General features: G+C 60.7%; 10 protein-coding genes and 1 pseudogene. 3 read left to right on the top strand and 8 right to left on the bottom strand.

Translation table 11 applies throughout. From position 1 onward, the window contains the following. Positions 1-104: 104 nt before the first annotated feature. Entirely contained in the window at positions 105-404 is a 300-nt protein-coding gene (locus tag WG901_RS23670; RefSeq protein ID WP_339589609.1) for a hypothetical protein, read from the bottom strand. Here WG901_RS23670 and WG901_RS23665 point away from each other — a divergent pair. Together WG901_RS23665 and WG901_RS23660 are read left to right on the top strand one after the other, a co-directional pair. Next, positions 403-714, top strand: coding sequence for a hypothetical protein (locus tag WG901_RS23665; protein WP_339589608.1), 312 nt, complete (start codon positions 403-405; stop codon positions 712-714). The genes WG901_RS23670 and WG901_RS23665 overlap by 2 nt on opposite strands. A gap of 510 nt (positions 715-1,224) precedes the next feature. Beyond that, positions 1,225-2,016, top strand: a complete 792-nt coding sequence (locus tag WG901_RS23660) for an outer membrane protein (RefSeq protein ID WP_339589607.1) — start codon at positions 1,225-1,227, stop codon at positions 2,014-2,016. 209 nt (positions 2,017-2,225) lie between these two features. Here the strand turns inward: WG901_RS23660 and WG901_RS23655 are convergent, their stop codons facing one another. The 6 genes from WG901_RS23655 to WG901_RS23630 form a co-directional block, all read right to left on the bottom strand. Further along, entirely contained in the window at positions 2,226-3,593 is a 1,368-nt protein-coding gene (locus WG901_RS23655; protein ID WP_339589610.1) for a L,D-transpeptidase family protein, read from the bottom strand. Positions 3,594-4,232: 639 nt separating this feature from the next. After that, on the bottom strand, positions 4,233-4,442 hold the full coding sequence (locus tag WG901_RS23650) for a dodecin (protein ID WP_339589606.1): 210 nt from the start codon (positions 4,440-4,442) through the stop codon (positions 4,233-4,235). 222 nt (positions 4,443-4,664) lie between these two features. Continuing rightward, on the bottom strand, positions 4,665-5,588 hold the full coding sequence (locus WG901_RS23645) for a glycoside hydrolase family protein (protein ID WP_339589605.1): 924 nt from the start codon (positions 5,586-5,588) through the stop codon (positions 4,665-4,667). Positions 5,589-5,590: 2 nt separating this feature from the next. Beyond that, positions 5,591-6,364 carry an SDR family NAD(P)-dependent oxidoreductase gene (locus WG901_RS23640; RefSeq protein WP_339589604.1) on the bottom strand — a complete coding sequence of 258 codons (774 nt, stop codon included), beginning with the start codon at positions 6,362-6,364 and terminating at the stop codon, positions 5,591-5,593. A gap of 495 nt (positions 6,365-6,859) precedes the next feature. Beyond that, positions 6,860-8,998: an ATP-binding protein gene (locus WG901_RS23635; protein ID WP_339589603.1), complete on the bottom strand. Its 2,139-nt coding sequence runs from the start codon at positions 8,996-8,998 to the stop codon at positions 6,860-6,862. Between the two features lie 499 nt (positions 8,999-9,497). Then, complete coding sequence (locus WG901_RS23630; protein WP_339589602.1) at positions 9,498-10,016, bottom strand: hypothetical protein; 519 nt, start codon at positions 10,014-10,016, stop codon at positions 9,498-9,500. A 448-nt stretch (positions 10,017-10,464) separates the two neighbouring features. On the opposite strand from WG901_RS23630, the gene WG901_RS23625 reads away from it, so the two are divergent. Then, positions 10,465-11,769 (top strand): SLC13 family permease, encoded by a 1,305-nt coding sequence (locus WG901_RS23625; protein ID WP_339589601.1) that lies wholly within the window; start codon positions 10,465-10,467, stop codon positions 11,767-11,769. 296 nt (positions 11,770-12,065) lie between these two features. Here the strand turns inward: WG901_RS23625 and WG901_RS23620 are convergent. Further along, positions 12,066-12,892, bottom strand: a pseudogene (locus WG901_RS23620) (AsmA-like C-terminal region-containing protein); the annotation flags it as partial.

The raw sequence follows: 12,892 nt of genomic DNA, 5'->3' as shown, positions 1-12,892 counted from the left end.
GGTGGTCTACAGCACAGTCCTCCGGGGGCAGCGCCGCGATGTGAACGCAACCCTTTTCATGTCGTACTGACATGGAGCGAGCCGTTCGTTTCAGGTCATTTGCGTCAGCCTTGCTCGTTTTGCGACACCTGGAGACTACCTAGGTGCCGCATTGGCTTGTGGGATGAAGGAAAGGCAGCTCTTGAGGCGTCGGAACGAACTTCTCCACGTCCGCTTCGTCGACGGAAGACGCCGGAACAGTCTGCCTTACTCGCGCAAATGGATCTGCTGATCAGTTTCAGCCACGCCACCAGAACCGCGTCGATCTTGGTGCCGATCAGGCGGAATGCGATCAGCGGTGACTGCTGTTGTTGCTGGAGCTCCGGAATTGCCTGATAGCCTGTGCCCATGAGACAAATACCCATGACGATACTGACGCTGCTCCTGGCCAGTCCCGCGATCGCGGGCGAGCGCGAGGATCGTGCGATGGACCTGATCGAACAGGCGGTCGAGCTGCCACAGGAGGCTGCACCGCTCACTTCGTACATGCGCTTCTATGCCTGGGCCAAGCCTGGGAGAAAGATATGGGTTTTATATACGCTGGCACTACCGCCCGGCCGAGAATGGGTGGCGAGTGACGCTATGCCGGTGATGACCGTCCGAGACTGCGGGATCATTGTTTTTGACTTCGATCTCAAGCTCAACTCGCCAAGAAAGCCCACGTGTGGAGGCTAAGTTGCAGCGATTGCCGACCGAGCCGAGCCCAGCGAACGAGGACGGGCTCATCTTGCGCGAGTTGCTCGCCGACAATTTTGGCAGCTCTTCCGGCAGGGACGAAGCGCTGGCCGTGGGAGAGGCGGGCACGGTGTATTTATGTCATCCTTTTCTCGTTCACGCGGCTCCACCGCATCGGGGCACAACACCCCGCATGACGGCGCAGGCTCCGCTGATGCCATGCAGCCCGATCTCCTTGTGCCGGGCCGCTGGCGATTCCTCGCCAGTGGAGCAGGCAATCCTGAGCGCGATCTCGCGCACGTAGGTATATAGTTGCCCGCACTATCGGCTTTCCGGATCTGGAAGAAACTGGCCGGGGACCACTGTGCACGCTGTCGCCTCCCGCCACTCCACAGCTGTGACATAAAAATCACATTCGGCAAAAGTCGAGTGACGTGTGGAACGTCGGTTCGGGACTGCTGTTTCCCATGTGCCGCTGATCGTCGATCAGTTAGATATGGGATCTCAAACATGCGAAGAACACTCATCGGGCTCGCGCTCGCCGCCACCACGGCGATCGCTACTCCAGCCTTGGCTCGGGAGAAGGCGCTTTACATCGAACTCGACGGCGGCATCATGTTCGTTGACGATTTCAAGTTTGATCTCAATGGCGTCAATGACGCTGCGAGGCTCAACGCTGATCGTACTGATCTTGGTCTCAAGGTAGACGGCTACGACTTCGGCGGCATTGTCGGCTATGATCTCGGCGCCGTGCGGCTCGAAGCGGAAGCCTCGTATCGCCGGGTCAGGTCAGGCGCACTCACGGTGGCAGGCTTGGGCACCTCGGACACTGCCGGCAACAGCAACGCGCTCAGCTTCATGGGCAATGCGCTGGTAGACTTTGGACCCGATGACGGGCTCCAGGGCTACGTCGGTGGCGGTGCAGGCTGGGCCCGCGTCTCAAAGGACATTCGCACGGTTGCCGGCCCGGTGGTCGACGATTCCGACGGCGGCTTTGCCTGGCAGGCCATTGCCGGCGTTCGCGCTCCGCTGACGCGCACGATCGACGTGGGCATCAAGTATCGCTTCTTCAACGCCGCCAATGTCGACCTTGTCGCGGCAAACGGTGACAATCTCCGCACCCGCTGGCGCTCGCACAGCCTTATGGGCACTTTGACGTTCAACCTGGGAGGCGCACCGGATCCTGTTCAGGAATACGTAGCACCAACTCCGCCCCCGCCGCCGCCGCCGCCCGCGCCCGTTTACGAGCCGGCGCCCCCTCCCCCGCCCGCACAGGTCACTCGCCCGGCCGAGCGTGGCTAAGGCGTGAATTGAGCCTGCCCGCTGAGCAGGAGGGCAAGGTCGTGGCTTAGGCCAGGCTACCTTGTGCCAACGATGATGGCTCCGTCCGCGGGACGGAGCCATTTCGTTATGTTACCTGAGTTGCTTTCGCATGGGTCGAGGCGCCGCCACCGGGCGCTTGGATCTCTGACAAGGTGATCTCGGGTGCGGGCTCGGGAAGGCAGAAAAGCCTAGATTGGAGGGGTTCCCGATCGCGGCGCGGATGCCGTCATGGGAACCTGGCGAAGATCGAGCCCATATGGGTCTGGCGCTAGCGCCATTCGGCCGTCAACGGCTTGGACCGTCAGGTAGGTGATATAGATCGGGACCGGAGCAGGGAGATCGACCTTGACCTCGGGCCGATCAGCTTCTGTTTGAAAATCGCCGCGCATGAGCCAGCGACCAAAGCGTTGCGCGTCTTCAAGCCGGATGCAGCCGCCGCTAAACTGTCGCGCGGACCTCAGCATGAGGTCTTTTTGCGGCGTATCATGCAGGTAGATACCAAGTGGATTGGGGAATTCGAACTTGGCCTTGCCCATGAAATTGCCCCCGTTGGGCAGCTGACGCACGCGGAGGTCGAGGCCGCCCCGTTCGGCGGCGCGCCAGTTGATTGTCGCGGGATCGACGACACCCGGGGTTGCGCTCCAGTCGGAGAGCACCTGGTAGCCGCCGGCTTTGAGATAGCCCACACCTCTACGCACAACGTTGGAAGCAATGTTGTTGGCCACCATCTCCGGTGGGACATTCCAATACGGGTTCGTGATGGCGTAGCGAATATAACCGGCAAGAAGCGGGGTCGGCGTGTTTTTCTTTCCGACGACCACGCGCATAGAGTCGACGGGCTTGCCATCCTCATACATCCAGAGCGTTGCGCTCGCGACATCGACGACGACCTGTCTGCGCGAATTGGGGATTCCCCGAACCCTGGCAAGGCTGCTCACCAGCGCTTTTTTCAGGCTGTCGTCGTACCCTGCCGTCGCCAGATTGCCGCGCAAGGTAGCATAGAGGGGATGCATCCATCGCATCTGCGCCACGTAGTCACCCAGCGAGGCCGCGTTCTGGCCATCTTTCAGGACGTGGTAGGCGGGTACCTGTTGAGGACGCAAATTTGGGTGCTCGTAGGTCATGGCGTCACCTGCGTTCGCCCGGAGCATCTGCACGTAGGTGACGAAGGCATTTGATATGAGGATCTCGGCGCGTGTCACGTCGATCTGCGATCGGCTTTGTGCTGAACCAATTGCCGCGTTCACGGCGGAGAGTCCTAGTCGGGCTGGGTCGATTCCATCGATGCCGGCCGTCGCCATGAGTTCGAGCAGCGCGTTAGCGCCAGCGCCAGGTTGCCCCTGGCTGTCGAGCCACAAGGGACGATAGCCGCGCTCGGCGTAGAACGTGTAGATCTCTCCTCCGGCCTGGCGCGCCATGTCAGCATCAATTTTCGAGTTAGCGCCCGCTGCGACCGGTTCTGCAGCAAGAGGACCCGGCACAAGTGCCCAGGGCAAAGCACCGATCATTGCCCCCGAGGTGAGGACGCGCATAATTTTTCGAAGACCCATGCGCATACCGCTCACTTCGCCTTTCCGTCATCGACCATTCGATGAACGCTCTCGAAGCCCTTCAGGCTATCAAGAATCTTGGGACCAACGCTTGGACGCGGCCCGGGTTTCGCGCGAGCAGGCTCAATACGGGCCCTGACACCGGCTGTGCGTGATGCCAAACCGATCCACGCAGCGCAGACTTTTCTGCCGCAATTAGCCCGGTTCTGGTGCATTTCCGGCTCACCAGACGATTTCGACGACCGTATTGCGAGACGCTCATCGGCCGGCATGCCATCGTTCTGCGTCAGCGTACTGCGCCGCCCCAGATTTTCCGGCCCGAGGCCATCACGTTCGGTGGCGGAAAAATCCTGGGGATCGAGCGCTCGGCCCCTCTTTGTCGATGCAATCCCAGACAGAGTAGTGCGCTCACTTGGGGCTTGCCCCACCCCAGAAGATCGCACCTTCCGTTGGTCGCCTATGTAGGGCCAATAACCCAAAATGTTGGGACAGAGCCGCCACAAGTCTTTTGCTGATAGCGTGGCTACAGCAAGCGGCTGGCTCCTCCCGTGTCGAAGTGACTAAACAGGTCACTCTCGTTATAATGATCCTTAAACCATAATGGGCCGGCTCGTAGGTGAGCAGCCGGCCACGTTATGTTCACGTTTATTCGTCGTTCAGTCCAAAACCAATTTTCAGGATGACTTGGTACCGGTCGATCTTGCCATCGTCGAGCGCGCCGCGGATTTCGGTTACATGAAACCACTGGAGGTTGTTCACAGTTTTACCGGCACGCTCGATAGCTCCGGAAATCGCGTCTTCGATGCTCTCTTTTGAAGTCCCGACGACCTCGATCACTTTAGCAACGTCGTTCATTCTACCCTCCTTGTCTGGTGAGAACGCAACGCGTCAGCCGATGAGGGGTTGCAGCAGGAAGAGAAGCAACCCAGCCGGTCGAGGCTGGCTAAACCCAAGGCAACTCGCAATTCAGTAGACACCTCACTCACGCTTGAACGACCGGCTGGCTTCCAACGATCTGAGGAGGCTATTTGATAACCAGTTGCCTGACCGTCCGTCCCTAGCTTTGCAAAAGGCATCTCAATTCTGGGGGTAGCGCCGAACTTGTGCTCGCCGCAGAACCCGGTCTTCCAGCGAGAAGTAGAGCAAAATCGTTTCGCCGTCGTCCAGGCACGAGGCAGCAAATGCGATGTCGGTGCCGGCGCGCTGCTCGGGCGGTGGCGGAACGAGCATAGGCTCGACGCAGCGGTCGACTATGCTGGAATAATTCTCGTCGAAAGCGATCCAGCCGATCCGCCACCGCGCATCGGCAGTGGCGCCGTTGTAGAACATCACTGGCGGCTGGCCGGGACGTGCAACGATCGGCCCTGTCGACAGGTGCCAATTGTCCCATCCCCTTGCTCGGACGCCGAAGGGATCGGCGATCGATTCCCATGGCCCTTCGGGGCCATCGGCGAGTGCGAGGCCGATGCGCGACGCGCCTTTGCCGTCATATTCACGGGCATACTCGTAGAAGAGGCGCCAACGACCGTCGGCACCTTGGGCTACAGTCGCTTCCTTGATGTTTCCCGCGTCTTGGGGTGCTTTCAGTAACACCTTCTGCTTGCGCAGATGATCGAGGTCAGCCCCTTTGGCGACCAGCAGCGAGCCCTGCGCATGGGCACCATCCACCCCGGTATAGAAAACCAGCAACCCGCCCTTATTTGCGGTAACCACAGTTGGATCCTCGACGCCGCCGGCATCTACCGACTTGGGACCTGGAGCGATCGCGGGCTTCTCGTGCATGGCGAAATGCAGGCCGTCTTCAGCGGTGCCGGCGTAGATAACCCCAGTCGCATCATCCGGCCCCAAAGGATTTTTCAGCACACGTACCAGCAGGTGCTGGCGACCATGCTCTTCCCAGACATAGGGGCTCATCAGGTCATGCCGCGCCAGTAGGCCGTCAGCGCGAGCGATGTCGAGCTTTACGACTTCCACCTTCTCCACGACGTAGTCGATTTGCACGGTCAGGCTCCTTGCGCGACAGTGAGCGACAGCGCGCCGTCGATCACCACTGTCGCACCGGTGATATAGTCAGCCGCAGGCGAGAGCAGATAGAGTACCAGGTCCGCCACTTCCTCGGGCCGGCCAGCGCGGCCCCAGGGGATCGCAGCCGCCTTTCGTTCGAGCTCGCCCGGGTCGTCGAGCGCCGACTGGTTCATCGGCGTTAGAATCATTCCCGGAGCAACGGCATTCACCGCGATCCCGCGCGGGGCAAGTTCGAGGGCCAGCGTCGTGGTGAGCTGCGCCAGGCCGCCCTTGGCACTGTCGTAGTCGGCGCCACCCGCTCGCGGCGCGCGTTCGTGGATCGACGAAATGTTTACGATACGGGCACCGCCCTCGTTCCGTTCCAGGCCGCGGACAAGCCGCCGACAGGTGAGAAACGGACCATGGAGATCAGCACGCAGAACGCGGTCGAACTGGGCCAGGCTCATGTCCTGGAAGGGTATCCCGGTCATGTTGAGCCCGGCAGAATTGATCAGCATCCGCACCGGTCCGAAGACCGCCTCAGCCGCGGTGAACAGCGCCTCGACATCGGCTTCGCTGCTGACATCGGCCTGGCGCGCAATGGCCTTGCCGCCTGCCGCGTTTATCTCGGCGATGACCGCGGCTGCGGCCGCTTCGTCCTCAAACCAGGTCAGCGCTACCGAGGCATGGGCTCGGCCAAGTGCCAGAGCGCAGGCCTTGCCGATACCCGATTCTCCGCCGGTAACAACGGCACACGTCGAAGCGAAATCCATTACGGGAAAACGTGCGGGTTCAGCGCCTGTTTCATGAACTCACCGTAATGTCGGTTTTCGCCGTTAAGCCATTGAGGCAGACTGAAATGGTCGGGAACATCGAAACCATAAGCAGTCTGCTACCGCTTTCACGGTGATCAAGGGACGCAGACCGCTTCAAGCTCCCTATTCACTCAGATCAACGAGCTGCACTCGTCAAGAAACCCGAAAAGAACCCCACATTTGGCATATTCTTTTCGACAGCTCAAAGCCAACACCTAAACGACTTGTTCGCATCCAGAAATATTGATGCCGCCTGATATGCTACACGGCGACCCTACTGCCCTCGCCGTCAAATCTTTCGCATGGTACATTTTACCATCCGGCAAACGCCTTTGTCACGATCTGTTACGAATGCTTGATATATTCGCTGCCCTTTAGGGAATATAATAGACTATACTGCGGCCATTGCGGCCGCAAGCGCCGCCACTCTGGACCCTAATCAGCGCCCCCGGCCTAGCTCTCGATCAGTTCGGTGATCTTGTTCGCCAGTTCGGTCATGACGAAGGGCTTGGTTATCACTTCCATCCCCGGATCGAGATGCCCGTTTCCGACAGCAGCATTCTCCGCGTAGCCCGTTACGAACAGAATTTTGAGGTCCGGGCGACCGAGCCGGGCGGCGTCAGCCACCTGCCGGCCATTCATGCCCCCAGGCAATCCAACGTCGGTGATGAGCAAGTCGATGCGGGCGTCGGACTGCAGGATCTTGAGGCCGGAAGCACCGTCGCCCGCTTCCAGCGCCAAGTACCCGGCTTCTTCAAGCACCTCGACGATCAGCATCCTGACGATCGGTTCGTCGTCGATCACGAGCACGGTTTCCCCAGCTCCCATCGGCTCGATTGCGCCTTCAGGCGGCTGGGACTCGTCGAAGAACTCACCCGTGTAGCGCGGCAGGTAAAGGCACATCGTGGTACCTTTGCCAGCCTCGCTATAGACCCGCACCTGGCCGCCTGACTGGCGGACAAAACCATGGATCATCGACAGGCCCAGGCCCGTCCCTTGGCCGATCGGCTTGGTCGTGAAGAAGGGATCGAAAATCCGATCCGCAATATCCTCAGCGATGCCGGTTCCGGTGTCGGTCACGCAGATCGAAATGTATTGCCCGGACTTCAAGTCGCGTTCGCGTGCGCCGCGGTCGTCGAGCCACTTGTTGGCCGTCTCAATCGTGATGCGGCCGCCATCCGGCATGGCGTCGCGCGCGTTGATCGCGAGGTTGAGCAGCGCGTTCTCCAACTGGGCGGCGTCCACCCGCGTCGGCCACAGACCCGCCGCGCCAACGACCTCCACAGCGATGGCCGGGCCTACCGTTCGGCCGACCAGATCCTCCATGCCATGGACCAGTCGGTTGACGTCGGTCGGTTTGGGATCGAGCGTTTGCCGACGCGAAAAGGCCAGCAGGCGCTGGGTCAGCGACGCCGCCCGCTGCGCCGAGGATTGCGCGCCAGAAATGAACCGCTCGAGACCATCGAACCGGCCCTGCGCCAGGCGCCGTTCGATGATCTCGAGCGAGCCGCTGATGCCGGCCAGAAGATTGTTGAAATCATGGGCGATACCGCCAGTGAGCTGGCCGACCGCTTCCATCTTCTGGCTCTGGCGAAGGGCCTCATGGGCTTCGTTCAGTTCGGCCTCGCGGTCCTTCGCCTCGCTCACGTCGCGGCCCACGGCGATGAAATTGAAACCGTCCGGTTCGGGCGCGACCGTCCACTCGATGGGCTTCCAGACGCCGGCAGAGGTCGCGATCCGGTTCTCGAAACGGGTCGGCAAGCGCGTTTCGGCCATCCGCGCGATCGCTTCCAAGGTCGGAGGCATGTCCTCGGAATGCATGAAGGTGGCATAGCCGCGGGAAAGCAGCTCGCCTTCGGTCCAGCCCAAGACGTGAGTCCACGCGGGACTGACTGCAGACATCATGCCGCTGTAATCGGCCCGCGCCAGCATGTCTTGGGAAAGGCTCCACAACTGGTCACGCTCTGCAGAGCGCGCCGCGACCTGTGCCTCGAGTGTTTCGTTCAGGTGCCGAAGCCGCGCCTCGCTTTCGCGCAAGGCTTGCTCGCTTGAGATCAGTGCGATTTGTTCTTCGGAGAGCCGGCGCTCCAGCAAGACGCGTTCGGTCGTCTCCGGCGTGATGTTGAGCACCGCCGCGATGCTTCCGTCCTCGTCGCGCAGCGGCGAGAGCGAGTAATTGAAGTAGGCGGTTTCAGTACCCCCACCCTCGAGACGTGCCATAATGAAAGGGGAGTTCTCGAAATAGACGGGATCGCCACCCGCACGGACGCCCTCGAACTGGGGTTGGAGCTCTTCCCAGATCTCGGCCCAGACGACGGAGCCGGGTTTACCGAGGGCCGCCGGGTGCTTGGCCGCCAAGATGCGACGGTAGGGGTCGTTGTAAACGAGCGCAAAGTCGGGACCGGACCACAGGCAGATGGGAAAGGGGGAATCGAACATCGACCGCGCCATCGTGCGGATTGCCGGTGACCAGCTGGTGGTCGGCCCCAATGGGCTCTTTGACCAATCGAGTTCGCGCGCAAGAGAACGGACCTCGCCGCCGCCGGCGAACAGTTCAGCCGCGTCCAGGTCGGCATCATTTGTGGAGATCAAGACGCGCCCTCGTTCGCAGATTTCGACAGAAACTCGGCCTTACGGCCAAATTCGTTGCGACGTGAGGCTGGCAGAGTGATCTGGCGCAGCCAGGCCGATTGCAGCGTTGAAATCGCAACGACACAACGGCAGAATGACACGACCGTTCCCGTGCGACAGCCCCGAGACCCTATTGGCGGAGCACTGGATAATGACTTTCTGTGGCAGCTACCAGGGTGCGGTTTTTGCGAGTGAATGGCGGCCTTGTCCGTGACGTCCGTCGCTAATTGGACGGCGTTCGCCCAAGCGCTGATGGATCTCGGCGCTCGAGATCTTAATCCTGTCGAGCTGCTCGATAGCATTTTGGACGGAGCTCCAAAGCACCGTCCCGTTCCTTTCGAAAGTGTCCGTGCTAAGTCTTCAAACGGGATTTTCTCGCCCCTGACCGGCCGAACGGACAGGTCGCTGCTCGCTAATCCGACTGCGCGCAAATCGGGTTCTTAGATCCGACGTCGAGCGTTTACGTCGCGCTTTCCCCCAAATCATCGCTGATCGGCCAGCTTGCCATTACACTTCCGTCTTTTGGATTTTCGATCCTAACTTCGGTGAATGTGCCGATGATGAGACACACTGGACGCTGCTCGAAGCCGCCTAACTGTAGGCACCTCAGGGGACCGCCTTCAGACCCCGCCCGCAAACGACCCAATATCCGGAATTGGAACCCTTTTTGCGGATCAAAATCCTCGCCGTCAGCTCGCTGCACCAACTCGAAAGCGCGAACCTTTGTCTCTTCCTCAGCAGCGGGCCTGGCAATGCCCACCGTAGGGGTCGGTGGGGCCAGTGGAGGTTCAGCTGTATCATCAGTGAGTTCTCGAGCCGATTGGCATGTCGTTGCCGATGACCATGGCCGTGCGATCCAGAAGCCCCTCAAGCCCTTGTCTGCGTCGTCATCGGCAGCGCCGCCATCCGAACCTTGCCACCTGACCGGATCTATCGTGATTTTGAGCTTTCCTGCGGTCGGATCGAACTTCCAGCGCATTGCCCCAGTGCTGACAAGCGCGCCGGGAGCTTCGCATCCGAACGGCAAAACAAGATCAAACCTGCGGCCTGCCGCAGCCGACACTGCGGCGGGTATCGAATTTTTGGACGAGAAAGCGTCGGCTGCCGAAGCCGCTAGCGCCAGTAGGTCAGCCCGGCTGAGTGACGCTGCAACGACGGCCGCCGGAGCTGATACGACGGCTGCGGCCGGAGTTAGTTCGGACGTCGGCATCTTCGGCACGGCCGCGGTTTTGCGCCCGGCAACGAAACCAGCTCCGACAAGTGCGCATCCAACGGCGATACCCGCGGATATCGCCAGACGGCTCGTTCGAGGGGTGGGTTCCCGCATATCGCGTTGCTAGCAAAGATCGCTGGCACGTCCCAGCCCCGCCACCATTTTGAGGACGCCTCGCGTTGACATGGCCCGCAGGTCCGTCAAGTCAGGGTCGATGACGGCCGATCAAATTCTGACGTTGCTGGTACTCGCTGCGGTAGTGGCGGCGCTCATCTGGGACAAGGTGCGCGCCGACGTCGTAGCGCTTAGCGGTGCTGCGATCCTGCTGATGACCGGCGTGGTGCGACCGGTTGAAGTGCAAGCCGCCTTCGCGAGCCCGGCGATCATGGCACTCGCTTCCCTCTTCGTCATTGCCTACGCGATGGAACTGACCGGCCTGCTCGATCGCGCCATCGCCTTGGGAGTAAGCCTTTGCAAGCGCATGGGGACTAAAGGGATCTGGTTGCTGTTGACGATGATCGGCGGCGTCTCGTGCTTCCTCAATTCCACCCCGATCGTTGTGCTCGGTGCGCCTGTAATCCGCGACATCGCCAAAACCATGGGCCAATCGCCAAAGCGGTACCTTATGCCGCTTTCCTACATTACCGTCTTGACCGGGTGCTGCACGCTCATCGGCACGTCCACCAATCTTCTCGTCGATGATATGGCCCGGGTGGCCGGACAACCTCGGTTCGGACTGTTCGAGATAACGCCGGTGGGAGTGCCCGTCGCGCTGGCCGGCGGCCTTTACCTGTTGTTGGTCAGCGGTAGGCTGCTCAGCAAGCAATGGGAAGGAGAACCCAGCGAGCATCAACCCGTCGATCCACGCCAGGTTCATAGCGCCCAGATAGGGAATGCCAGCCTCTTTGCCGAACCCCGTCCGCTGCAACCCATGAAGGCTGGCATCGCCGTCGCAGTGTTCATCGGCGCCATAACCCTGGCAGCCTTGAATGTGGCGCCGATCGCAGCCACGGCCTTTGCCGGCGCCGTTTTGCTGATCCTCCTCAAGGTCATCAGCGCAGACCAAGCCTACTCCGGATTGCGGCCCGAAATCTTGATTCTCATCGCCGGCATGGTCGTAATCGGCATCGGAATGGAACAGAGCGGTCTTGCGGCGCAGGCATCTACCTTGCTCATCTCAGGCGTTGACGGCTTAAGCCCATTGGTCGCCCTGATCGTGTTGTATGTGGTCACGATGATCCTTACCGAACTGCTTTCCAATGCCACCGTGGCCGTGCTCGTAACGCCGATTGCCGTTGCGCTCGCGGAAAGCCTGGCGGTCAGTCCCCGCCCGTTTCTCGTTGCAGTGATGATTGCCGCAAGCGCGGCTTTCGCAACTCCGTTCGGCTATCAGACAAATGTGATCGTCTACCAAATGGCCGGTTACCGCTACATGGACTTTGTGCGCGTCGGACTTCCGTTAAATGCCATCACATGCATCGCGGCAATCATTGCCATCCAATATGCATTTCCATTCTAGCTTTGAATCCGCTTGCTGACACAGAACAGACGGCCTGCTGAGTGCCCCCACGACGCCGGCGGCCTGGGCCGCGGGATGCGCTGCTCCTAAAACGATGAACGTACGGCGCTTCCACGTAGCGGGGATGGCTGGGCCGGCGGCCTTGGCGCATTTGGCGCCAGATCGACCGCGCCTGTTTGTCGCCAATCCATGGCTTGTTGTAGGCTGCAGTATCAATCCTGGCCGACACCGAGGCGTTATCGCCAGTTTTTCGCCTCCACGGGGTGCGCAAGATCGCAACTTGCTGAGCGCCCCGTTTAACGTAGGACTTGCGCCGTCAGCGCGCGGCAGTCGGCATCCCGTGCCTCAGGGCTCTGTTTGCCGGTAAGCGCCCTTCCCACGGCCTTGAGCACATTGCCCAGCGATTTCACGTCTCTTGGAACGGAGATGGACGGCTCACGGATCGTCCCCAATACTGAAACTGAGCCCGGCAACCTGAGCACGGAGTTTCGCTTCGGCGCCCCGGTCAGATTCAGCGCGATCCGTTCTTCGGGAAACGTGACGGAACCGGTAGCGCGGGTCTGGCTTTCGCTGGTGTCGACAATAGCCGTCGAAGCGGTCCCGACGCCTCGGCGCATGTTGAGAAGTATGCCAGCGCAGCGCAATCTAGCTTGCCTATCATCGCTGGTGAAGAGGCCCTTGCCGACGTCGAATCCGAGGAGGCGTGCTAGCTTAGCCGGAAGGCCCCCATCTCGGGCGATCACGCCAATCGTGCCATCCGACTGCCCCACCACCTCACGCAACGTGCTTCCTGTCCCAACAAGGCGCAGGCGCCCATCAACCGTCGCATCAACAGATCCATCGCCGCCTGCGATTGCGTCGATGCTGCTGTCGCGCAGAGCGAGGGCGATCGAGACTTTCGGTTTGGCCTGGCCCTTGCGCTGATCCACACGGATTTCTCCCGCCAGGGTGCCGCGGTTGAGGCGCACGGTGAACGGATTGGCAATCAACAGCCGGTTATCCATCGTTAGAACCCCTTCTGCGCTTCGCAGCCCCACGCCTCCGGCTCCGACGATTTTGTCAATGCGAATGGAAATGCGGCCGTCCGTGTTCTTGATCTTGCCGATGTTGATCCGCGTGTCCG

Origin of the sequence: Novosphingobium anseongense (assembly GCF_037482895.1) — a bacterium.
Lineage (GTDB): Bacteria > Pseudomonadota > Alphaproteobacteria > Sphingomonadales > Sphingomonadaceae > Novosphingobium > Novosphingobium anseongense.
The sequence above is the reverse complement of the archived record's forward strand: the minus strand, read 5'-3'. Positions and strand labels throughout refer to the sequence as shown.